The sequence below is a fragment of the Ruegeria sp. AM9 genome, from assembly GCF_056540565.1.
In genome coordinates this window covers 1-23817 of sequence record NZ_JBQFWY010000007.1, presented here as the reverse complement: position 1 = coordinate 23817, position 23817 = coordinate 1, and the positions used below count along the sequence as shown (strand labels likewise).

The window sequence follows — 23817 nt, the reverse complement described above, 5'->3', positions numbered from 1 at the left end:
TCACACGATCTCCAATATCGGGGAACCAAGGATTTCGGGGTCAGGGGTTACACCTAAGCCCGGACCGTCGGGCGGGGCAATCCAGCCCTCTTCACGGTTTGGTGCGTCCGGGCAAAGGCGCGGGGCCACATAAGAGGACAGGTCGCAGGTATTCATCAGCGATCCGTGCGGGGTCGAGGCCGCAAAGTGCAGCGAGGCAGCGGTGACAATATCCGAACCCCAGGTGCATTCGGCGCAAATCTCGGCCCCCAGATGCACGGTCAGGTCCCGCGCCCGACGCATCGCCGACAGCCCGCCGAATTTGGACAGTTTCAGCGCGACGGCATCCATGCAGCCCAGCTCATGCGCGCGCAGCAGCGAGGCCAGATCATGGGCGTTCTCGTCGATCTTCATTGGCAAGCCGGTGGCCTGCCTTACGGCTGCACAATCTTCGAGCGTTTTGCAGGGCTGTTCCAGCATCACGTCCAGATGTGCCACAGCCCGTCCTGTCCGCGTGGCCTGCAGGCGTGACGCGCCACAGTTCCAGTCGCCATAGACCAGCGGCCCCCGCCCCACGGCCTCGCGCACTTTGATCAGGCGTTCGGCATCGGCCTGCCAGTCGCCTTCCACGCCCAGCTTGACCTGAAACTGCCGAATACCCGTCTGGTAAGCGGTTTGGGCGATGCGGGCCATCTCGTCCGGCGAGATACAGGTGATCGAGTGGTAAAGCGGCATGTCCCTGCGCGTCCGGCCGCCCAGCAACGCATAGACCGGCTGGCCGGTGGCCCGCCCGAACAGGTCCCACAGGGCGATATCGGCCATCGACTTTGCATAGCGGTGCCCCTGCAGAAATCCGTCCAGTTTGCGCATCGGCGCATCGGCTCCAAACGGGGAGATGCCCAGGATCTCCGGCCCCATTTCCCTGATCGCACTCGGCACACCCCCCGCATAGGCAGGCAGGTAATGCGGGATCGGGCAGACCTCGCCCCATCCCATCAGACCGGTATCCGTTTCAAGACAGAGGATATGAGAGGTCACGGTACCGCAGGTTTTGCCCTCGGCCATGTGATAGGTTTCATGGCTGGTCAGGTCGACGGACCAAAGCGTTATCTTGTTGATCTTCATTAGACCCGTCCTTTGCGTTTGGGCGCGGCGCTGTCAGAGGGGCCAGCCCCTCTCTTGGCCTTTGGCCAATTCACTCCCCGGGATATTTTTGGACAGATGAAGAGGCGGATCATCGCGGGGCCTCGTAGGTTGCGATCGGGGGGCCGAGGGCGTCTTCGTCGGGGTGGACGCCGAGGCCCGGCGTTTCCGGCAGGTGCAGGTGGCCGTCGATGTTGCGCGGCCCGCGACCATCGGCGATATCGACGGTGATCATGTCCTGACAGGCCCAGACGGCGTGGCAATTGCCATCCGGGATGGTGGCGGCCAGATGCAGCGCCTCGGTATCGGCCAGAACCGAGCCTCCGGTCGCCATCACGAACATGTCGATTCCATGCGCCAGCGCGATATCCCGCATCCGTGCCGCCTTGGTCAGGCCGCCGACGCGGTTGAGCTTGATCCCGAACACCTCGGCCAGGCCATCACGGGCGACGCGGGTGGCGTCCTGCAGGGTGACGAGGCTTTCGTCGACCGACACGGGCGAGGCATGACGGCCCGAGATCGCGGCGATGTCGTCCAATGTCTCGCAGGGCTGTTCGAACGTCACGTTCAGGTCCTCGCAGGCGCTCATCACCCGCAGGGCCTGTTGCCGGGTCCAGCCGCGATTGACATCGTAGAGGATGATCTCACCCGGACGGCGGGTGCTTTCCACGTCGCGGACGCGGGCGATGTCGCGTTCCACATCGCCGCCGATCTTGACCGAATGGGCGATGTAGCCCCGGCTGCGATAGCGGTCCATCACCTCGCGAGTTTCGTCGATGGTTTTTGCGCCGACCGACGAGGCAATCGGGCGCGGGGTGCGGGACCCTCCGCCCATCAGATCGGCAATCGGCAGGCCCGCCGCCTGCCCCGCGATATCCCAGCAGGCCATGTCGATCGGACTTTTGGCATAAAGATGCCCCGGCAGCGCAATATCCATTGCGCGTTCCACATTCAGCACCTTGCGAGGATCAAGGCCGAGCAGGAACGGTGCCATCGTTTCAATCCCTGCGCGGATGCCCGGCCCATGCGCGGGCACGTAGGTATGGCCCCATGGGGTGCCCTCGCCCCAGCCAATCAGGCCGGTATCGGTTTCGATTTTCACCACCGTCGCGTCGAGCGTTTCGAACTTCAGCCGCCCGCCGGACAGCCAATAGGGATGCTCCAGCGGCAGATCGACTTGGAAAACTGTTATGGTCTTGATTTTCATAGGGCATACTCCGCCACCGGTGCGCCGAGGCTTTCGAAATCCGGGGTTACGCCCAACCCTGGCGTATCCGGGGCGTAAAGCTTGCCATCCCGCGACGCCGGGCCGCCGTTTCCGGTGGATCGGGTGTTGTAATTCATCAGGTCAGTGGTGTTCTGCAGGAATTCGGGCGGCGTCGAGGCCGCGAAATGCGCCACGACCGAAGTGGTGATCTCACCGCCCCAGGTATCCTCGCTGACCACCGGAATGCGGTTTTCCACCAGAAAGTCCCGCACCCGGCGCGCCTTGCTGAGACCGCCGAGGTTCGAGATTTTCAGGCAGCAGATCTCGGCACCCCGATCCGCAACGATCCGTTGGGCCATGTGCAGTCCGGTGAGGCATTCATCCAGCTTCATCGGCTGTTCGGCAACACGGCGGACCTGCTGGCATTCCTCATAACTACGGCAGGGCTGTTCCAGGATGAAGTCCAGATCGCGCGTTGCCCGCGCCACCCGGATCGCGTTGTCCACGCGCCACCCCTGATTGGCATCGGCCATCGCCTTTTCACCCGGTTGCAGCAAGGACACCGAGGCGCGAATGCGGTCAATATCGCTGACCCAATCGCCGCCGACCTTGATCTGAAACTGGCGATAGCCCTGATCGCGGTAGGTGTTCATCTCGGCCACCGTCTCATCCACCGCCTTTTGCGGCGCCACGCGGTACATCGGCGCACCATCGGTCAGCTTTCCGCCCAGCAGCATCCAGACGGGCTGATCGCAGGCCTGCGCCAGAATATCCCAGCACGCCGCGTCGAACGGAGCCTTGGCGTATCCGTGCCCCTGCACCAGATGGTCCAACAGTTGTTCGATCCGTGCCACCTGCCGGGGGTCTTCCCCCAGCAGCGACGGCGCCACCAGCCGCGCCAAGGACGCCACCCCCTCGGAATGGGCGACCATGTAGTTCTCACCGCAGGGTGTGAACTCACCACAGCCCTGCAATCCGGCGTCGGTGTCGATCACAACCACCGACGCCGTGGCCGTTTCAATCGCATTGCCCGCACCCCAGACATAGGCCCCGCCCACATAGGGCAGACCGGTCTGATAGATGCGGATGCGGGTGATCTTCATGCGGCATCCATCCGTGGCAAGTCATCCATGCCTTCCCCACGCCAGAGGACAAAGGTCAGGATCGGCTGGTCTGTCGTGGTCATCGCATGGCTTTGCCAACTGTCATGGTGGCGCGTCTGGTTCGGCCCGACAAAGCTGTCATCGCCTGCGACCCGGAACACGGCCCCTCCGGCCAGCGTCAGATACAGCTCCTCGGCCTGATGGCTGTGCCAGTCATAGTGCAGACCCGCCCCCCAATAGGCGACGTATCCCCGCAACTGGGTCGAGCGGAAATGACCGGTCGGACCGAACAGTTCGTAATACCCATAGCGATTGAGGAAATCGGCACCGACTTCATCCTCGGTATAGGTCAGCTTCCAGTGGGCCAGATGGGCAGTGGCCCTGATCGCGTCGGACAAGGCGCGGGTGGTTTCGCTGCCGCCTGCATCGAAATTGCGCACCAGATCAACTGCGGGAATGTGGCTGGGCTGTAGTTGGGTTGCGGTCAGGTCCGTGGGCCATGCTCCGAAGTCCGACAGATCAGGATGCGCCTGATGCAGCTGCCGCGCGGCCTCTAATACGTCGTCCAGAGTCATGGGATCACCACAATATTCCCGGTGTGCTGTTTGGCGATGAAGGCGGCTTGCGCCTCGCGCAGCTCCTCCAGCGGATAGGTCGCGGCGAGGGCGGGTTTGATTTCTCCGGCCTCGATGTATGTCACGAGGTTCCGCATCACCTGCGGATCGATCACGGTCGAGCCGGTGAAGGTCAGGTCACGCAAGTAAAAGGTGCGCAGGTCGAAATCGACCATCGGGCCGGCGATGGCACCGGAACAGGTGTACCGGCCGCCACGTTCGAGGATGTCGATCAGGTTGGGCCAATAGGGGCCACCGACCACATCCGCGACCACGGTTATCTTTTCATCGCCCAGCGCGGCGCGCAGGTTTTCAGGTGCCCGAGGCAGGATCATGTCCGGCCCCAGCTCTGCCACGTCGGCATGTTTCGCCTCGGACGCCAATGCGATCACACGGGCACCGCGCCGTTTGGCCAGTTGCACCAGCGCGCCACCGACACCGCCCGAGGCTCCGGGGACAAGAACCGTGTCCCTGTCAGTCACGTTGGCGCGGGTCAGCATGCCTTCGGCGGTGGAATAGGAACAGGAGAAGGTCGCAAGCTCGGCATCCGACAGGTCGGACGTGATCGGCACCGCGTTCACGGCCAGCGTCGTGGCGTATTCGGCAAAACCGCCGTCCCGTTCCGAGCCGTAATAACCGGTCTTGTCCATGTTGCCGGGATCCGACGGATCGCGCAGCCAGCCATCGGTGATGACACGTTCGCCGATACGGGCGGGGTCCACGCCGTCGCCCACGGCCACGATTTCGCCGCAGATATCGGCGCCTTGTATGCGCGGGAAGGTGATCGGTGCGCCGCCCCATGTGGGGTCCTCTTCGCCGACTTCTTCAAAGGCTCCTCCGGTGGTCGCATCGGTAACGGTCTTGGAATACCAACCGGATCGCGTGTTGACGTCGGTGTTGTTCAGACCGCAGGCGGCAACCTTGATCAGCACCTCTCCGAGCGCGGGGTCGGGCCGGGGCCAGTCTTTGTGCAGCACCATCTGGTCCAGACCGCCATGGCCCATCGTGACCATGGCTTTCATTGTGTCGGGCAGTCTCATCACGCGGTCTCCAATGCGGTGTCGGTGCGGGGCAGCAGGCTTTGCGGGTCATAGGCTGGTTCGCCCAGCACACGCGCCGCGCGGGCCGAGCCGTGGATTACGACCTGCAGGGCGGTTCCGGATGTTGCGGCTTCGGGCCTGATATAGGCAAAGGCGAGGATTTTGCCGACCGTATGCCCGTAGACCACCGACGCAGTGGACCCCACGACGCGACCATCCAGCATCACCGCTTCGCCACCGTGGCCATCAATCTCACCATCCGGTTCGATTTCCAGATAGGCGCAAATCCACGGCAGGTCCGCGTTCAGGGTCTTGTCCTTGCCCAGATAGTCCTTGTCGGTGCGGGCAAAGCGCAGCACGTCTGCCTCGGCCAGAGTGACTTCGTTGGTCAACTCGCCCGCACCTTTGAAACCCTTCTCCATCCGCATCACATTCATGGCAAAGCTGCCATAGTCGGCGATGCCATGCGGCTCTCCGGCCGCCCAAAGCGCGGTGTAAACATCCAGACAGGCGGCGTTGGGCATGTGCAGTTCCCAGCCCAGCTCACCGGCATAGGACATGCGAAAGGCCCAGATTTTATGCCCCGCGATGGTGATCTTTTGCGCGGACAACCAGCGGAAACCTGCATTGGTCAGATCGGCATCGGTGCAGCGCGCCAACACGTCCCGCGACCGTGGGCCGTTCAGGGACAGGGCCGACCATTCGGCGGACAGGGCGGTGATCTGCACAACCTCGTCCGCGCGGTGTTGCGCCAGGTGATCCAGCAGGCGTTGCTCGAAGAACGCCGCGCAGACCAGATAGAAGCGATCCTCGGCCATGCGAACAATCGTGGCCTCCAACTCGATCCGGCCCCGGCGGTTCAGCATATGGGTCAGCGTGATCGAGCCAACCTTCTGCGGCATCCGATTGGCGGTCAGCCGATCCAGCAGGGCATAGGCGTCAGGGCCAGAGACCTCGACCTTAGTGAAGGCGGTTACATCCATGATACCAACGCGTTCGCGCACCGCCTTGACCTCGGCCGCGACCATGTCGTCGGCGGGGGTACGGCGGAAGGAGTAGTGATCGCGCTGCTCGACCCCGTCGCGGGCGAACCAGCGGGGGCGCTCAAACCCATAGACCTCTTCATGCACCGCGCCTTTGGACTTCAGCAACTCATACAGCGGCGATGGCTTGATCGGACGCCCCTCCAGACGGTTGAAATGCGGAAAGGGGATTTCATGGCGCAGGCAGTAGTCCTCTTCAGCCTTGATCACCTGCCAGTCCTTGGTGGCATAGCTGCCGAACCGGCGCGGGTCGAACTCGCGCATCGAGATATCGGCCGCCCCATGCACCATCCAGCGCGCCAGCTCGCGGGTCAGACCCGGCCCCCAGCCAATGCCGATCTGCGTACCGCAGCAGCACCAGTAGTTCTGCACACCCGGCGCGGGCCCGATCAGCGGGTTGCCATCGGGCGGATGCGAGATCGCCCCATGCACATCGCGCTGGATACCCAGTTCGGCAAAGATGGGCATGCGGTTCAGGCTTTCCTCAAGCCATGGCATCACCCGGTCGTAATCCGCATCGAACAGCCAATTTTCGTATTCCCACGGGCAGTGATCATGCCAGACCGAATTCGGGTTCTCTTTCTCGTAAATCCCGATCAACCCACGCTGCTGCTCCATCCGGATATAGCCCGAGACCTTGCGGTCATCGCGGATCACCGGCAGCTCTTTGTCCAGGTTCTGGAACTCGGGCACCGGCTCGGTCACGAAGTAATGGTGGGTCATCGAGGTCATAGGCAGTTGCAGCCCCGACCATTCGCCCATCTGCCGCGCATAGGTGCCACCAGCATTCACCACATGCTCGCAGGTGATGGTGCCCATCTCGGTCTCGACCACCCACTCGCCATTGTCGGCCTGCGTGATGTTGGTTGCGCGGCAGTTGCGGAAGATTTGCACACCCTTCTGGCGCGCGCCCGCAGCCATCGCCATGGTCACATTGGTCGGGTCAACATGGCCATCATCCGGCGTGTGCAACGCGCCCAAAACGCCGTCGAGATTGTAGAACGGGTGCAACTCGGCGACCTTTTCGGGGCCAACCAGTTCGATGTTGAAGCCCAGTGACCGGCCCACCGACAGGGTATGGCGCAGCCAGTCCATCTCATCCTCGGTATAGGCCAGACGGAAGGACCCGCAGCCGTGCCATGTCACCGGCTGGCCCGTTTCGGCCTCCAACGCCCCGGAATAGAGACCGATATTGTAGTCCACGCATTTGCCCAGCCCAAAGCTTGAGGTCGAATGGGTGATCTGCCCCGCCGCGTGCCAGGTGCTGCCGCTAGTCAATTCTGCCTTTTCCAAAAGGACGGTATCCGCGCCCCAGCCTTCATGCGCCAGATGATAGGCCAGACCGACCCCCATGACGCCGCCTCCGACGATGACCACGCGGGCTGTGGTGGGCAATTTCTTCTCGGACATGACATTTCCTCTTCCCGAGTCGCTTTTCTGCTCGACAGGCTAATTCCACATTTGTACCATCGTCAATCATGAATGACACAAATGTATCATCAATCGTTCTCGACCGCCTCAGCCAGGAGTGGGAAGCCCTCACCCCCGAGGCACAGAAAGCCGCGCGTTACGTGCTGGAAAACCCAACGGATGTTGGGGTTTCGACCGTGCGAGAAATTGCCGAGGCTGCAAAGGTCAAGCCCAACACATTCGTCCGCATGGCCCGGCAGGTTGGGTTCGAAGGGTACGAGGATTTTCGCGCCCCGTTCCGCGATGCGATTCGTCAGGGTGGCGTGTCGTTTCCTGATCGCGCCCGCTGGTTGCAGGATATCGGCAAGTCCGGTGAGCTGGGCGGGCTTTATGCCGATATGGTCGGCGCGGCGATCCGCAATATCGAGGACACCTTTGCCGGGATCGACGCCGCGCGCCTAAAGGCGGCGGCCGAAGACATATGGAACTGCCGCCAGATTTTCACGCTGGGCGTCGGCGTCAACAATGCGAACGCGCAGAACTTCACCTATCTGGCCTCAACGGGGATGAAGCAATTTCACGCCATCCCCCGTCCCGGCTCGACCCCCGTGGACGATCTGGCCTGGGCCGATGAACAGGACGTGCTGATCGCCATCACCTGTCACCCCTACCGGACCGAAGTGATCGACGCGATCAAACTGGCCCGCCTGCAGGGGCTGACCGTCATTGGCATCTCGGACAGCCCGGCCAGCCCGGTCATCCTGAACGCGCAGCATGGCTTTGTCGTGGCCGCGGATACGCCGCAATTCTTCCCCTCCTCCGTTTCGACCATCGCCTTGCTGGAAACGTTGCTGTCCTTCGTGATTGCGGTGTCCAGCGACGAAATCGTCGAGCGGGTGGAGCGGTTTCACCAACGCAGACACCAACTTGGCCTCTACGCGGAGGAGCCCGAATGAACGCACCGCTGACGCACTCACTGGACGCGCGCTATTACACGGACCCGGCGATATTCGCGCAGGAAATGCAGGGTCTTCTGGCCCGAACGTGGCAATTCGCGGGCCATGTGGCGCAGGTGCGGGAAACCGGCGACTATTTCGCGTTCGAAATCGCCGGGCAAAGCCTGTTCTGCATCCGGGGCCGTGACGGCGAAATCCGCACCTTTTACAATGTCTGCCAGCACCGCGCGCACGAAATGGTCAGCGGCGCGGGCAACACCCGCGTCGTCGTCTGCCCCTACCACGCCTGGACCTATGAACTGTCCGGCCAGTTGCGCGCCGGACCGAACATCAAATCCGTCCCCGGCTTCGACCGCAGCGCCATCTGCCTGACCTCGGTGCGGACCGAAGTGTTCAACGGTTTCATCTTCGTCAATCTCGACGACAACGCCGCGCCGATGGACGAATGGTATCCCGGCGTGCGCGAGGAAATCCGGGCCTTCGTGCCGCAGATCGACGATCTGGAACCGCTGGAATGGGTCGAGATTCCGGAACACTGCAACTGGAAAGTCAGCATCGAGAACTACTCGGAATGCTATCACTGCCCGACCAACCACCCGACCTTTGCCGAAGGCGTGGTCAAGCCCGAAACCTATGACATCCAGCCCGACGCGGATGGTGGTTACGTGTTGCGCCATACGACGGAATGCCAAAGCCTCGACAAGATGACCTATCCCATCGACCTGTCAGTGCCCCATGCGGGGGATTACCAGTCATGGTTCCTGTGGCCGATGTTTTCGTTCCAGTGCTACCCGGGCAATGTGCTGAACACCTATCACTGGCGCGCCAACGATGCGGATCACTGCACTGTCTGGCGCGGCTGGTACACCGAGGGCGGCTCGGAAAGCGCCGTGATCCGGCAGTTGGCGGTGCAGGACCGAGAGACCACGGTCGAGGAGGATATCCGGCTGGTCGAGTCCGTTCATCGCGGCCTGAAATCCCGCGGCTACCGCCCCGGCCCGCTGGTGTTGGACCCGGGCTGTGGCGTGATGTCGGAACATTCGATTGCCCGGTTGCAGCAATGGATGCGCGAGGCGGTCGATCCTTGACCGGTGAATGCCCATGCTGATGCCCGAGGACTGGCGACCCGAGCACAAGCTGTTCCCGCATCAGGTCGGCTTCACCTGTCCGCCCTTCGACTTTGACGCCGCCCCGTCGGATTTTCTGCGCATCTGCCCCGAGACGGTCGGCGTACATGGCTGGATGCTGCATGTGCCGGACTACGCGCACGGACTGGATCAACGAAAGCAGAATTTCGGCATGCTCGAGGATTTCGTGCATTGCATGTCCCGCAACGGTGTCGACGTCTGCGGTCAGGTCGGTTCGAACTGGGTGCATGCCTGCGGGTTGGGGGTCGAGGGCGTCCGTCAGCATTGCGCAGAGCTGTCGGACAGGTATGGCACCCGGTTCCACATGGCCGGTTACGCGATGGTCGAAGCCCTGCGCGAGGTGAATGTGGAAAAGGTCGCGCTGAATGCCGCCTATCACTGGCCCGAATGGTGGCAGGGCACGGTCGGATTTCTGCAAGAGGCCGGGTTCGATGTGCTCTATGCGGGCAATTTCCACGATCAGGGGTGGTTTGCCAGTCAGGAGGATATCAACGCGTGCCGCTGGGTGTTTGACAGTGACCTGGCGCTGAAAAGCTTCGAATACGTCGCCGAACAGGCACCACAGGCCGATGCGATCCTGATCAACGGGATGTGCAATTTCCGAACCGGTCCGAATGGTCTGCCACAGCGTCCGCTGCATCTGGCCGATACGCTGGAGGCCGCCCTCGGCAAGCCGGTGATCGGCCATGACATCGCGCTCTATTGGCGCATCTTCAAGTCGCTCGGCCTGTCACCGGAAACGCCGCATGGCCAGCTTTTGAAACGGCTCTGACCCGGAGGTTCCAAACCCATGCACAAAATCCTCGCGCTCTGGGCGGTGCCCCGGTCCACCTCGACGGCCTTTGAATGGATGATGCGGCAACGTGGCGATCTGGATTGCCTGCACGAACCGTTTGGCGAGGCCTGGTATCAGGGCGAAGACCCGTTGTGGCATCGGTTCAAGCCGGGCGATGTGACGACGCCCGGCCTGACTTTGGACAGCGTGTGGCAGGACATTCAGGCGCGTGCAAAAATGGGGCCGGTCTTCCTCAAGGACTTCCCGCATTACATCAACCACATGTGGGATGCCGAGTTCCTGTCGCATTTCAACCATGCCTTCCTGATCCGCGATCCGGCGAAAACCATCACTTCCATCTACAAACGCTGGCCCGATTTCGCCGAGGGCGAGGTTGGCTTTCCCGAACAACGCGCCCTGTTCGACTTGCTGACCGCGTTGAACGGCACCCCGCCGCCGGTGATCGACAGCGATGATCTGCTGGAAGACCCGCACGGCATGACGCAGGCGTTCTGCGACGCCGTCGGCATTCCCTTTATCGAAGACGCCCTCAGCTGGGAGGCGGGCGGCGACCCCTCGGCCCATAGCTGGTGGGATGGCGGGTCCTTCCACGCCAACCTTGCGAATTCAACGGGCCTTGCACCACAGCCCCGCAAATATATTGAAATCGACGATGCCCCGGACCGGGTGAAACAGGTGCATCGCCGGATGAAACCGCACTATGATCACCTCTACAAACACCGCCTGACGCGCTGAAGCACCGGAGACCCAACATGGCAGATATTTTCGACGAAGACCTTTTCCTCAAAGGTCTGGAACAACGCAAAGGCACTCTGGGCGCCGAATACGTGGAAAAGAACCTGGCGGCCGCAGATGATTTCACCCGCCCGTTTCAAGAGGCGATGACCGCCTGGTGCTGGGGCTTTGGCTGGGGCGATGACGTGATCGACGCAAAAACCCGGTCGATGATGAACCTTGCGATGATTGGCGCATTGGGAAAGATGCACGAGTGGGAAATTCACTGCAAAGGCGCACTGAACAACGGCGTCACCAAAGAAGAGATTCGCGCCATCATCCACGTGATCGGCATCTACTGCGGCGTGCCCCAGGCACTGGAGTGTTTTCGGGTGGCGCGGCGCGTATTGGAGAATGAGTGACTACGCCCCCTACTGCGGAAAGTCCGAAGTCCGAGAGCCGTTTTATGTGAACTGGCCCACACCTCTATCGTTCCGGCCTGTGTGCGGGAAAGCAACTTCTGTGCCCGTCACTTGTGGGCAAGAACACTCACTTCAGGTCTCTCAAAACACGGAACCCCGACACGCTTGTTCGGGTGTCTTCCAATCCGCTGCCCCGTCCGGCAACACGTGAGCTATCCATGGCCGCCGGGTACGCCCCTCCTCGCGTAACGCGTCTTTCGCAGTTTGGTTCGCGGGCCTTTTCCAAGTAGAGGCTGGAGGTCTCCCACCCCTCATACGTGTCTGTCCAGCAGGACATTGTTCTTTCCACCACATTGCCGGACATGTGCCGCAGACCCCATGCATTGGCTGCATCGAGGGTATCTACCGGCACAGGTTTCCCGCGTGAGACAAGGTCAGGGAATTCTTCGCCCAACATGATCTCGGTCGCGCTGCCCAGAAAGTTCACCTGATCCGTTGTCACCTCTTCGCCCTGGGCAAAAGGAGTTTGGGTCCCGGCGCGGGCGGCATATTCCCATTCTGCTTCGGTTGGCAGGCGATAAACATCCGCCCCCACCTTGCTGTTCAACCAATCTGTGTACAAAGCCGCGTCCAGGTTAGAGACAGTGATGACTGGATGTTTCCCAATGACCTTCGCGCGCTGCGATTTTGGTAACCGAATGAAATCCTCAGGTTCGTACCCGCCGCACCCGCCATCATTCACGCACGCCATCCATTCATCATAAGTGACTTCATTGCGGCCCATGGCAACGGGCAAATCAATCGTGACAGAATGAACCGGCCCCTCATGAAACGCTATGTAGGGATCATCTGGAGTGACAAGTATCCAATTTCCAGCGTCATCAAATTTGACATTCTGCTTGGATTCACCCGGAGGACCACCCATTTGGAACTCACCAAGGGGCAGGACAACCATTTCAGGGCAGACGTCGCATTCCTGAAACATCTCCAGATCGTTTACCTGTGTTCCATCGGCAATCCGGTACTGCGCCTGGGCGGGTGTCGCGATGGCCGACAACAGAAACCAGATGCCCAGAAAACCGTATTTCATGGAAGTAACTCCTTGGCGCAAATACCTGATGATGTCTGGAACTGGCGGACGACAAACAGATTTCCCGACATTTCGGATTTTCTTGGTTTTCAAACAGCATGTTGTCAAGATGGTCCGATCTGATCCAGCCAATCACCGACCCGCCCCCTTGCCCGATCCGGCCAATCGGCGCACAATATGGGCTCACACACACTTGCGCCCTAGTTGCGCACCGTCACACGTTTCGCGACCGGGACGCCTTCGATGATACGGAGGGCTACATGACCATTGCGACTCGTCTGAAACATCATCTGGATGCCCAAGGGCTTCCGTTTGACACCGTTCCCCATCCTTATGCCGCAACCGCTGCCGAATGTGCCGAAGCGGCGCATGTCCCCGGTGACCACCTCGCCAAATCGGTTCTGATCCATATGGAGGAAGGACCTCTGCTTGCGGTTCTGCCCAGCAATCACCGGGTTGACCTGACCGCCCTGCAATCGATGATGAACCGCCGTCTTGGATTGGCACCGGAATCTGAAATGGATGGTCTGTTCGATGATTGCGCCCTCGGCGCGGTGCCGCCTGTGGGCGAAGCCTATGATCTGCCGACCGTCGTCGACGACAGCCTGACCGGGTTGGACAAGATCTGGTTCGAAGCAGGTGACCACAAGACACTGGTCGAGATGCGCGGCAAGGATTTCGATACATTGATGAAAGACGCTCCGCACGGGGCCTTCTGCTGTATGCACTAGGTATCGAATGAAATCTGGCAGACAGGCATTGGACCTATCGGGTTGGGTCTAACCAGTTGGCTTGCGTTTGCGCCAAGCCCAAAACGGTCACGGAATTGTTGGCGGCCCCGCCCGGTAAAGCGCCATGACCCCCTTGACCAAAACCGGATCGACGTACTTCATTGGCAAAAAGGACTGGACACTCCGGCACGGTGTGTCCCGCACAGACCAAGTAAACAGGGGGATGCGCGCTGTTGGGGTGCAGACGACGGTTCTGCTGAAGCAGCAAGCGAAACGATCAAATATGTCCGATATCGCGGTCTGGTTGGAAAATCACGGATTGTCCAAATACGCAGCGGCCTTTGAAAAGCACGAAATTGAACTCGGCGATCTGACAGAATTGACCGACGAAGATCTTGTCACGATCGGGCTTCCTCTGGGTCCGAGACGGCGTTTCCTGAAAGCTGTTCGTGCTGGCGCCGAGGACGGACGACGCCAGCAACACACATCGCCTGGCCCCGCCATTGTGGCAGAGCGACGGCAACTGACCGTCATGTTTATCGATCTGGTCGGGTCCACCGAAATCGCCCAGCGTGTCGATCCGGAAGACCTGGCCGAAGTTCTGCGGCTTTTCAAGGAAACATGTGCGGCGTCTGTTGCTGCCTTTGATGGCCACATCGCAAGCTATTACGGCGACGGGATCATGGTCTTTTTCGGATTTCCCCATGCCCACGAAGATGATCCCGAGCGTGCGGTGCGTGCGGGCCTGCGGATCATCAAGGAAATCCCGGACATCCGGACCCATGCGAAACTGAACGTCCGAATAGGGATCGCGACCGGGCTGGTTGTGGTCGGCGATTTGCGCGGCGAAAAGATGTTCGAGGACGGCACAGCAATGGGCGAGACACCGAATCTGGCGGCGCGTCTTCAGGCCATGGCGGACCCTGGCACGCTGATTATCGCCCCCAGCACCCATCAGTTGGCAGGGGACGCTTTCGAATACGTTTTGCGCGGCGCCTTCAAGCTCAAGGGTTTTGCGAAAGAGGTCGAAGCCTGGCAAGTAACCGGCGCGCGGGAAACGGTCAGCCGCTTTATGGCGTTGGACGATGTTTTACTGAACCCCTTGGTTGGCCGTGCAGCCGAATACGAGACCCTGAACGAAAAATGGAAGCTGGCCAGTGGTGGTCAGGGGCAGGTTGTGCTGGTGTCGGGTGAGCCGGGAATTGGCAAATCTCGGCTGGTCGAAGAGCTGCGCCAAAACAGTTCGGGGGCGTCGCACACTCAAATTCGATACCAGTGTTCGCCCTATCATTTTGCGAGTGCGTTTTACCCTGTCATTCGCCAATTCGAGAGCGCCGCAGGATTTCGCCCCGACGATTCAAACGAAACCAAGCTTGCAAAGATTTCCTCGGTTCTGGGTGATCCAGCCGACGGCATATTGAAATTGGCAGCGTCCCTTCTCTCGGTTCCATTCGAGGACCAATTGGGGCCATTGGATCTGACGCCACAGCAAATCATGGATCAGACGCTGACAATGTTGCTGGAAAAACTGGCGGCTCTGGCAATGGAAAAGCCAGTGCTGCTGTTGTTCGAGGATGCGCATTGGGTTGATCCGACAACCAAATTGCTTCTGGACCGGATCGTGGATCGGATTCGGGACCTTCCCGTGCTGGTGGTGATGACATTCAGGCCCGAATTCGACCCGGGCTGGGCGCTGCAATCCAACCTCACGAAAGTTGTCTTGAGGCAACTGGATTTCCATCAGGTCAAACGTATTGTGGATGAGGTTGCGCACGGTCAGCCAATCTCGGACGCGATGTATGAATTGATCGCGGCCAGATCAGATGGCGTACCGCTTTACGTGGAAGAAGTGACTAAAGACCTTTTGGAATCAGGCACTTTGACCCAAGGCGGGGATACTCACCCGGTTGGTACGTCTTCTCAGGCAAGCCCGGTTCCCAGCACATTGCATGATGCGTTGATGGCGCGCCTCGACCGGCTGAGTTCGGCCAAGGAAGTGGCCCAGATCGGCGCGGTCATCGGACCTCAGTTTTCCTATCCGCTGATCGCCGAAGTCTCGCACCTTGGCGAAAAGGCGCTGCGGTCCAGCCTTGAGTTGCTGGTTGACGCCGGCATTGTCACCACCGCCGCAACGGAAGGTCTGGAAACCTTCAGCTATCGTCACGCCCTAATTCGCGATACCGCCTACAACAGCCTGTTGAAAAGCGAGCGTCGCGTCCTGCATGCGCGGGTCGCCGAGTCGCTTGATCAGGAAACCCCTCACATCGGGGATGCCAGTCCGGAAATCCTGGCGCATCACTACACGATGGCCGGGATGGGCAAGCAGGCAATCGACTGCCGCTACCTCGCTGGTCAGCGCGCGGTCAAACGTTCGGCGAACATCGAAGCAAACACACAGCTTTCCCTGGCGATCGAGCAGTTGCGCAAGCAAAGCCACAGCAACGACCGTGACCGAAAAGAAATCGAGATACAGGTTCTCAGAGCAGGTGTTCTGCGATCGACGGCCGGAATAGCCGCCGATGAAACCGGCTCTGTCTACGAGCGAATTCGCGACCTGTGTGAGCGCGTCGAGGAAACCGGGCATTTGTTCCCGGTTTTGAACGGTTTGTATTCGTTTCACCTGGTGCGTGCTGAATACGATCTGGCAAGGGATGTCGCCGGTCAACTGCTGAAATTGGCCGGAACGACCGGTGAAACGCAGCATCAGATGGTGGCCCATCGTGCGATGGGGGCCGTGCTTTTTCACATTGGCGAACTGAACCCAGCCTACGCGCATTTGAAGCAGGCGCTCGAGCTCTACAACCGGGAACGGGATGGGCATCTGGCTTTTATATATGGGTCGGACCACGCAGCAATCACCTCGTGCTTTCTGAGTCTGGCCATTTGGATGCGCGGCGCCCCGGACAAAGCACTTGAGGTCCAAAAACAGGCGGTTGCGGCCGCCCAAAAGCTTGAGCATGCCCATAGCATCGCCCAATCACTGACCTACCTGTGCATGTTGCATCTTCTGCGCCGCGAACCCGATCAGGTCATCAAGCGTGTGGATCAACTTGAGGATCTGGCCTCAAAACACTCATTCACGTTCATGTCCGTGACCGCAGTCCTGTGGCGCAGTTGGGTGGATGCGTTTGTTTCACCCGACCAGACCACGATCCGGGCGCTGCGAAATGCGGCCGAAGCCTGGTGGGCCAGTGGCGCAGGGAACTACAAGCCGTTCTTTCTGACGTTGATTGCCGAACTCACCCTTAAAACAGGTGACCGGGAAGGTGCTCTGGAATTGCTGGCCCAAGCACGCAGACACCAAGGCCTGACGAATGAAGGTTGGGCACAAGCTGAAACGGACCGGGTCTACGCGCTGGCGCTTTCCGGGAACGGGCCTGCCGATGCGGAGTTTCGTGACGCGTTGGAAACTGCACGGCGACAGCAAGCAGGGATGTTCGAGCTTCGAACTGCGGTAGACTACTTTAGGCAATGCAAGAATTTCGCATCGCCTGCCGCCCCTTCCCTACTAAGTACCGCCTTGAAAGCAATTGCAGGAGGCGAACATACGACAGATGTAATCGCTGCCCGTGACTTGCTTGATGAGATAACTGCGAGGTGAAACTCAAGGTCCCGCGTGGCGGCTGGAACGATCGGATGCAACCAGACAAACGGTTTGGTTTATCGTTTTTGGATTGGACGTTGTTTGGGCGAGAGTGGTTTGGCTTTCTGGCTCTGAACTTTGCGCGTTTGTCAGGATAACGGTTCCTGTTCTTCTTGCGCCTTAGACGTTGCCGGTCACTGATATCAATGCCGGTTCCGGGACAAATATGTAAGTAGTTCCATGGCCGGGCTTTCCAGTCGCACAAGTCAAATAGGGAAAAAGGCTGCAAAATGCTGTGAATCGGGTATCTATATTCTGTTCGCCAATACAGTGTTCGTTCTGTGGTTACAGGGCCGACATCTTGTTAGGAGAGTTCAATGTCCATGACTGCCCGCCGTGCAAACAGTGCTGCGCATTCCATCCGGAAAGTCGAAGCCTTCTTTACAACCTACAATGCTGCGGTGAAGGAAACGCCAGCTGTCGCAGATTTCACATTTGGCAATCCGCACGAAATGCCTTTGCCCAGTGTCGTCGATGCGCTGAAGACACATGCCGAACCTCAGAGTGTGGACTGGTTCGCGTATAAGACCAACGAAGCAGACCCGTGCGCCTTTCTGGCAGACGCCTTGTCCAAGGAGTTGGGGCTTCCGTTCGAGGCGGAAGACATCGCGTTGACCAAAGGCGCCTTTGGGGCCATCAAGATGTGTTTCACCATGCTTCTTGAGCCCGGAGACGAATGCATCGTGCCGCTGCCGGGTTGGTTCTGCTACGGGCCGATGCTCGCCGCAGCCGACGCCAAAGAGGTGCAGGTGCCTCTGGATCCGGACAGTTTTGACCTAGACCTTGAGGCTATTGCCGGCGCCATTACCCCGCGCACCAAGATCGTGGTTGTTAATACGCCCCACAACCCGACAGGTCGCGTTTACTCGCGTTCTGATCTGCAAAAGCTCGCCGACCTGCTCGAAGTTAAGTCAGCTGAGATCGGTCATCGAATTTGGATATTGTCTGACGAACCCTACCGCCGCATTCGGTTTGACGGTATTGGATTTACGACACCGGCGACTGTCTATCCCCACACACTGATCGACTATTCCTATGGGAAAATTCTCCTCGCACCCGGTCTGCGCCTTGGTTATCTTGCAATCTCTCCAACCTTGCCTGCGGCGGAACGAAGAGAGCTTCAAAATCTGAGGTTTGCCGTGCAGATGGCGGATGGTTGGAATGTCCCGGATGCTCCATTGATTTATGCGCTGCCGGATCTTGAAAACGTCTCAATCGACATAGCGGCCTTGGCTCGCCGACGTGAACGTATGCTTGGTGCTCTTGGCCAATGGGGATACAGGATGACAAGGCCAGAAGGCACCTTTTATCTATGGGGTCGGGCCCCGGGCGGTGACAGCGATGCCTTTGCTGAGTGTCTTCAAACGCATGGCGTTTACGTGATGCCAGGAACGGTTTTCGACCGGCCAACGGATTTTCGTATTTGCCTTACTGCTACTGACGAAATGATAGAGAATGCATTGCCTGCATTTCAGGCGGCCGCGAACCAAATGTCGCAATGAGAGCTGGCATCCGATCGAGTTATTGACATCTCGTTTGAATGACAGCTTCGTTGCGCAAAGCAAAAAAGCCTTGCGAGTTGCGAGGCTAAGTGTTTGATATCTGACTGGAAGTATTGGTTGCGGGAGTAGGATTTGAACCTACGACCTTCAGGTTATGAGATAGCTTACGCTCACTTGCACCAACTACGCCGGAAAACGCTGACTTACCCTATCCTGTTGTAATCGTTGTTTTATTATTGACGACCGGCACGCTCCGTTCCTACCTCTTACGCCATAAACCGCTTCCAGTTGCTTCCACAATGCTTCCACGGGGCGATGACAGTGAAAGGATGAGGGATGCCCAAACTGACCAAACGCGCCGTAGAAGCCTTACCGGTTGAGGCGAAAGACTACTTTGTCTGGGACAGCCAGATTGCCGGGTTTGGTGTTCGCGTCATGCCCTCCGGGGCCAAAACCTATCAGGCGCAATATCGCAAAGGCGGAAGGACACGGCGCGTTTCCATTGGTCGGCATGGCAAGATCACAGTCGACGAGGCGCGGAAGCTGGCAAAGGAACTGATGGGCCAAGTTGCAAAGGGTGAGAACCCAGCCGAAGAGATTGCCCAGCATCGGCGCGCACCCACGGTCGCGGCCTTGTGTGAGCGGTTCTTTGACACGCACGTCAAGGAACGCTGTAAGCCATCCACCCAAGGGGAGTATCGCAGGGCGATTGACCTGTTCATTGTTCCGGCCATTGGCAGCTTCAAATTGGTGGATGTGGAGCGGAAAGACATTGCCGAGCTGCACCACAAGTACCGGGACAAACCCTATCAGGCCAACCGAACATTGGGTGTGCTATCCAAGATGTTCAATCTGGCGGAAATCTGGGGCTTGCGCCCTGACGGGTCGAACCCCTGTCGCCATGTCCCGAAATACCGCGAACAAAAACGAGAACGGTTTCTGAGCCAAGACGAGTTGCAACGGCTCGGACAAGCATTGTCAGAGGCAGAACAGGATGGATCGGAGTCACCCTTTATCATGGCCGCCTTCCGGCTGTTGATCCTGACCGGGTGTCGCCTTGGTGAAATCCAAACCTTGCAATGGTCCTTCATCACAGACGCCGGAATGGAACTTCCAGACACCAAAACAGGCGCGCGGCGCATTCCCCTGCCCCAAGCCGCCCGAGCGGTTCTGAGCGCCCTGCCACGGCTTGCTGACAACCCTTACGTCATTGCCGGGGCTGTTCCCGGCCACTACCGTTTTGAAGGACATCGGCTTTTGGATGGGATACTCATTCAGTTCGTTGCAGAAGATATAGACGCGCGTGTGTCAATATCGTCTGAGTATGAGGGTATTGTCGATTTGTTGCCGCCAACAGATATCTACGTTGCTGGAATTTTGCGTCGGTACCAAAATAACAAAAGGGTAGAATTGGTTACCTCGCCGTGTCCGACTTTCTATTCAATTTCGCCTTTAGAGCAGGCTGACCTTCTAAAGTGCTTTGCCGAAGGAGCTTGTGAATAAAGCTGACGTTGGACAGGCTTTGTTTAGGGTTCGCTTTGTCCGCCCTACCGCCATCCGAACAGCTTGCAGCTAAGGTCCGGGGCGAGTCCAAAGTGCCGAATGCTGCCCGGTGGACAAATGTCGGCTTTGCAATCAGCTATCATGTACAATCACGTTGGCAACTATCAAGAACATTGACCACTCTATCAATTTATGCATGCATCAATTGGATTGCCGTGGCGACTTCCAGTGGAGTGCACGAAATTGAATTTATTGAAAAAATACCGTTGGTACGTCAGCCTCCCAATGTGCGCAGTATTTATAGCCCTAGGCAGCCAACAAGCATATGCATATGTGTCAAATACACTCGGACTTGAGAGCAGTGGGCAGGGTTTCCCAGAAGAAATTGAATCTGGTGCACTAGCCGAGGGTGCTGCTTCTGAGCAGATCATTTTAACAGCTTCTTCCGATGAAACCGACCTCGCTGAGTGTTACGGTGACGAATTGAAAGTCTCGATGCCGTCAATTGTCGCAGACGAGGGCACCATTCTTGAGCGCACGGGAATTGCGCTCCCCAACCCGAGTGGCTGGCTGATAAAGGCCGACAACAATAAGCTCCTGAATTACTTGCCATGTCAAGTTGAGCCAATAAGCACCTCTGGGCTCTGGGGGGGGTTCATCGATCCCAGACTAGGTCATGGGCAATTTGGTGTCCCCGGCGTCGAAGGTGTACGCGTCCGATCCATTAGATTGTCTACAATCGGTGCAAAAGCTGCCGAAGATAATGAAACTCGCCAAGATCTACGGATTGCAGAGGGTGGGGTTGTGACCGAAGATGGGTATACTCATCGGATCGGGCAGAACACCATTCCAATAGCTGGCAGTTGGCTTTTTCCGAAATCTTACACATCACCCATCGGTACGTCTGTCCATATGTTCTGTGTGAGTAGAACGTGCAATTTCGAATACCGCATCGATCAAAATCTGAAATTTTCCTACGAAATTTGGATTGAAGAAAACACAAAGCCCGCGGACTGGATCGCGATTGATCAATACGTCCGCGACGTCATTTTCAGCTGGATTGAGCAGAAATGATTGTACCCTTTTAAGCAGACATCCGGCTCTTGAGAGTGAATGGCAGGTTTGTCCACACAGCGGCCGTTAGCCACGCTGGGACAGACCACAAGCCTAACAGAAAGCGTCAGATGTCTGGTTTGAGCCCAAAGCTACTTGATTCACCAAGAATGCAAAAATTTGGATCATAACCTTTAAGCCAAACAGCCTATTTGATAGGCAAACAACTTAGATAGAGGCCGAGACGCCGAGCATTGATGTTAAGAGGCATCCCGAGAGGTGACGGCCCACTATTCATGGTTGAGTTGCTTTAAAGAACTTCTATTGTTAGATTTTCAAAGGTTGGTCAATGTTGAAACCTGTGTTGATTTCACCACGCCCCTACACTCCATGTGAACAGAGGCTTAACGCTCCCAGTGATGAATAGGATCCATAGTAGACTGATGCTTCAAGCGATTTCTAATTGCCTTGTTCTGCCATTATTGCTTGTGTTGTTCGTTGCTGGAACCAGCGCATCCGAAGGAACGAGAACCCTAAACGCCGTATTGGACGAAATGGGTTACTTTGATATTAAGCTGGTCGGCTGCACCATGGTTTATTCGCGAGAGGTTGAGCCAACCGAGGAAAACAACGAGTATTTTCTTTATACTGACTTCTTCAACTTGAACTCATTTTCCCGATTTGACGAAGCGCGAGTTGAGAGAATCGTTTTGCGTGGTCGAGAACTATACGAATTAAGATTCCCTATGGATGATTGGTATGCAGAAGCATATAGAAATGTCCAAAATTTTGCCATCATCGTGAACCGCCGCTTAACCGGGCAGGTATGGCCGTTTGAACATCCTTATTACCAAGTAGAAGCCGTTCCGTGGTTAGAACGTGAGATACAGCACTCTGGCCTTCTTAACTTGGGGCTGAACGGGAGAATTGACTACTCGAAGTTCGGCCAATCCACAGTGTTTTATCCTGGTCTGTACTTCAATTTTGACAACTCTGACTTGCTTTTAGAGTTTAAAAAAGAAACCTCCAAGTATGCTCAAATAAATGGTTGCGACATAAACTGAGCCTTATCGTTCTAAAATGTTTGAAGTGGGTTTACTCCGCATTTGCAACGTCAGCTTTGTCCCGCATAGCGGCCATTCGTGCGCGCCTGCATTGGTGTCGCGTCACTCACATCGTTAAGCAGACCGCAATAAGATCACACTCTTTAAAAACAGGTTGAAAGCGCCCGACCTAACCCCTACCGCGATAGAGGGGGGTCTTGTAACACCCCCCTCCACGAATACGAAAGCGAAGGTCAGCGCAAATGGAAGCTACTATCCTGCATTCAGGCTTCGATGGGCTGAAATTCACCATTCAGGCAGATATCCCTGACGGCTTTGCCAAAGCGCGCGGGAAGTATCGGTTGTCTTGAGAGGCCACACAATCAGCTTGAATCCACAGGTAGAAACTCCAGCCATTTTCACCATCTCGATGGTTTAGGAGCTTGTTCTACAGGGCGTAAGGCAGGAAAGACGTCCGAACCACCTAAATGTGCCTGACCGCCGTTTTTGGGGCCTCGCCGGTTAAAGGTTGGACAATACCTAGTTTGCTTCACCTTCGGATTTCTAATTGTAAATTTAGCGGTCCGACAAAACTGCAATCCGGAATTCCTACGCAGAGATTTGAGCTACCTATATAGGCAGTGGGAAGACGGACCCGCAGAACACCTTTTCTGCCTGACGAGTATGCTTCCATGGTCCGCGACTCTTCCCACCTTTCCTCGTCGGCTGTAAAACTTGGTTCAACTGAAAATGCCTCATAAATCTCATCCGAGATTGGCGAATAGGCATCGCTTACATTGGCTTCAACGATGCAACTGAAGACATCATATCCACCGGCGTCATTACTACTATGCCATAGGACGGTGCTATTGCCATAAGCGAGTACTACTTGCCCCCCGTCTTCCGCCCGTCGTGTTGCGCGGTAAAGGTCTGGCGAGGATGTAAAACGTCTCTTTAGTCCTAGCTCTGCTCCTTTTTTCTGCACAAAGCTTGGGTCGCTCACGTGCTCTACACACACTTCCAAGAAAAGTTCGGTGAGTTCCCCTGAAGTGAATTCGGCCTTCGGAACGACAACATTTGGCTCGCTAATTCTTGCGATACGCCTTTCTTCCCTCGAAGCACACGCACTCACACTGAACAAAACCGCCGTCAGGACCACTGAGGAAAAGAAACGATAGAACATGACTTACCCTAAATTAATTTTTGTTCTCACGTGTCGTAAAAACTGTCGATACTTGATTCAACTATCCCTTGATCTCTAGTGGATATACGCCCGCCAATAGTGATTAGTGATGGAAAGCCAGTTGCAAAAGCGCGAGCGAAATTGGCGTTGACGCGCGGTGCAGCATCCTGACTATGGGCTCGGAGTTGCCGGATGCACTCGCGGCATCTCAGATAAACGGTGAAGGTCTGGTTAGAGCTTCATCGCGACCTATCGCGGGTAATTGGGCGAACTATGTCTGTTGCGGGTCCGCCACACCAATATTTCCGCACCGTTTGCTTCCACAGTGCTTCCAGTTGGGTTGGCGCAAAGCAAAAAGCCTCGCGAGTTGCGAGGCTAAGTGTTTGATATCCGACCGTTTAGTTTGGTTGCGGGAGTAGGATTTGAACCTACGACCTTCAGGTTATGAGCCTGACGAGCTACCGGGCTGCTCCATCCCGCGACACTTTATGTGA

19 protein-coding genes and 1 tRNA gene are annotated in these 23817 nt (G+C 57.6%); 11 read left to right on the top strand and 9 right to left on the bottom strand.

Going from position 1 to position 23817, the window contains the following annotated elements:
• The 6 genes from ACR0DO_RS12940 to ACR0DO_RS12915 form a co-directional block, all read right to left on the bottom strand.
• Positions 1 to 1104: a mandelate racemase/muconate lactonizing enzyme family protein gene (locus tag ACR0DO_RS12940; RefSeq protein ID WP_480559280.1), complete on the bottom strand. Its 1104-nt coding sequence runs from the start codon at positions 1102 to 1104 to the stop codon at positions 1 to 3.
• Between the two features lie 109 nt (positions 1105 to 1213).
• Positions 1214 to 2329: a mandelate racemase/muconate lactonizing enzyme family protein gene (locus tag ACR0DO_RS12935; protein ID WP_480559278.1), complete on the bottom strand. Its 1116-nt coding sequence runs from the start codon at positions 2327 to 2329 to the stop codon at positions 1214 to 1216.
• Positions 2326 to 3432 carry a mandelate racemase/muconate lactonizing enzyme family protein gene (locus ACR0DO_RS12930; protein ID WP_480559276.1) on the bottom strand — a complete coding sequence of 369 codons (1107 nt, stop codon included), beginning with the start codon at positions 3430 to 3432 and terminating at the stop codon, positions 2326 to 2328. Before ACR0DO_RS12930 ends, ACR0DO_RS12935 begins: the two co-directional genes overlap by 4 nt.
• Positions 3429 to 4007 (bottom strand): dimethylsulfonioproprionate lyase family protein, encoded by a 579-nt coding sequence (locus ACR0DO_RS12925; RefSeq protein WP_480559274.1) that lies wholly within the window; start codon positions 4005 to 4007, stop codon positions 3429 to 3431. The genes ACR0DO_RS12930 and ACR0DO_RS12925 overlap by 4 nt, the downstream gene beginning before the upstream one ends.
• On the bottom strand, positions 4004 to 5086 hold the full coding sequence (locus tag ACR0DO_RS12920) for an alcohol dehydrogenase family protein (protein ID WP_480559272.1): 1083 nt from the start codon (positions 5084 to 5086) through the stop codon (positions 4004 to 4006). The genes ACR0DO_RS12925 and ACR0DO_RS12920 overlap by 4 nt, the downstream gene beginning before the upstream one ends.
• Positions 5086 to 7539 carry an FAD-dependent oxidoreductase gene (locus tag ACR0DO_RS12915; RefSeq protein WP_480559270.1) on the bottom strand — a complete coding sequence of 818 codons (2454 nt, stop codon included), beginning with the start codon at positions 7537 to 7539 and terminating at the stop codon, positions 5086 to 5088. Before ACR0DO_RS12915 ends, ACR0DO_RS12920 begins: the two co-directional genes overlap by 1 nt.
• Before the next feature lie 68 nt (positions 7540 to 7607).
• Between ACR0DO_RS12915 and ACR0DO_RS12910 the strand changes: the two genes are divergently transcribed.
• From ACR0DO_RS12910 to ACR0DO_RS12890, 5 genes are read left to right on the top strand one after another with little or no spacing between them, the layout of a single operon-like run.
• The gene (locus tag ACR0DO_RS12910) at positions 7608 to 8495 is read left to right on the top strand and encodes a MurR/RpiR family transcriptional regulator (protein ID WP_480559268.1); all 888 of its coding nucleotides are present in this window, start codon (positions 7608 to 7610) and stop codon (positions 8493 to 8495) included.
• Positions 8492 to 9583, top strand: coding sequence for an aromatic ring-hydroxylating oxygenase subunit alpha (locus ACR0DO_RS12905; protein WP_480559266.1), 1092 nt, complete (start codon positions 8492 to 8494; stop codon positions 9581 to 9583). Before ACR0DO_RS12910 ends, ACR0DO_RS12905 begins: the two co-directional genes overlap by 4 nt.
• A 7-nt stretch (positions 9584 to 9590) precedes the next feature.
• Positions 9591 to 10415: an aspartate racemase/maleate isomerase family protein gene (locus ACR0DO_RS12900; protein ID WP_480559264.1), complete on the top strand. Its 825-nt coding sequence runs from the start codon at positions 9591 to 9593 to the stop codon at positions 10413 to 10415.
• Between the two features lie 18 nt (positions 10416 to 10433).
• Positions 10434 to 11174 carry a sulfotransferase-like domain-containing protein gene (locus ACR0DO_RS12895; RefSeq protein WP_480559262.1) on the top strand — a complete coding sequence of 247 codons (741 nt, stop codon included), beginning with the start codon at positions 10434 to 10436 and terminating at the stop codon, positions 11172 to 11174.
• Positions 11175 to 11191: 17 nt separating this feature from the next.
• The gene (locus ACR0DO_RS12890) at positions 11192 to 11575 is read left to right on the top strand and encodes a carboxymuconolactone decarboxylase family protein (RefSeq protein WP_480559260.1); all 384 of its coding nucleotides are present in this window, start codon (positions 11192 to 11194) and stop codon (positions 11573 to 11575) included.
• Positions 11576 to 11702: 127 nt separating this feature from the next.
• On the opposite strand, the gene ACR0DO_RS12885 is transcribed toward ACR0DO_RS12890, so the two are convergent.
• Positions 11703 to 12665, bottom strand: coding sequence for a formylglycine-generating enzyme family protein (locus ACR0DO_RS12885; RefSeq protein ID WP_480559258.1), 963 nt, complete (start codon positions 12663 to 12665; stop codon positions 11703 to 11705).
• 260 nt (positions 12666 to 12925) lie between these two features.
• Here ACR0DO_RS12885 and ACR0DO_RS12880 point away from each other — a divergent pair, with 260 nt between their 5' ends.
• The 6 genes from ACR0DO_RS12880 (at position 12926) to ACR0DO_RS12855 (ending at position 22161) form a co-directional block, all read left to right on the top strand.
• Positions 12926 to 13396 (top strand): YbaK/EbsC family protein, encoded by a 471-nt coding sequence (locus ACR0DO_RS12880; protein ID WP_170446438.1) that lies wholly within the window; start codon positions 12926 to 12928, stop codon positions 13394 to 13396.
• A 283-nt stretch (positions 13397 to 13679) separates the two neighbouring features.
• Positions 13680 to 16997, top strand: a complete 3318-nt coding sequence (locus ACR0DO_RS12875) for an ATP-binding protein (protein ID WP_480559256.1) — start codon at positions 13680 to 13682, stop codon at positions 16995 to 16997.
• A 359-nt stretch (positions 16998 to 17356) separates the two neighbouring features.
• Positions 17357 to 18541, top strand: coding sequence for an aminotransferase class I/II-fold pyridoxal phosphate-dependent enzyme (locus ACR0DO_RS12870; RefSeq protein WP_480559254.1), 1185 nt, complete (start codon positions 17357 to 17359; stop codon positions 18539 to 18541).
• Positions 18542 to 18877: 336 nt separating this feature from the next.
• On the top strand, positions 18878 to 20044 hold the full coding sequence (locus ACR0DO_RS12865) for a tyrosine-type recombinase/integrase (RefSeq protein ID WP_480559252.1): 1167 nt from the start codon (positions 18878 to 18880) through the stop codon (positions 20042 to 20044).
• A 192-nt stretch (positions 20045 to 20236) separates the two neighbouring features.
• The gene (locus ACR0DO_RS12860) at positions 20237 to 21118 is read left to right on the top strand and encodes a hypothetical protein (RefSeq protein ID WP_480559250.1); all 882 of its coding nucleotides are present in this window, start codon (positions 20237 to 20239) and stop codon (positions 21116 to 21118) included.
• A gap of 422 nt (positions 21119 to 21540) precedes the next feature.
• Positions 21541 to 22161 carry a hypothetical protein gene (locus ACR0DO_RS12855; protein ID WP_480559248.1) on the top strand — a complete coding sequence of 207 codons (621 nt, stop codon included), beginning with the start codon at positions 21541 to 21543 and terminating at the stop codon, positions 22159 to 22161.
• 529 nt (positions 22162 to 22690) lie between these two features.
• Here the strand turns inward: ACR0DO_RS12855 and ACR0DO_RS12850 are convergent.
• Positions 22691 to 23323: a hypothetical protein gene (locus tag ACR0DO_RS12850; protein WP_480559246.1), complete on the bottom strand. Its 633-nt coding sequence runs from the start codon at positions 23321 to 23323 to the stop codon at positions 22691 to 22693.
• 404 nt (positions 23324 to 23727) lie between these two features.
• Positions 23728 to 23804: transfer RNA gene (locus ACR0DO_RS12845), tRNA-Met, on the bottom strand.
• Positions 23805 to 23817: the final 13 nt, after the last annotated feature.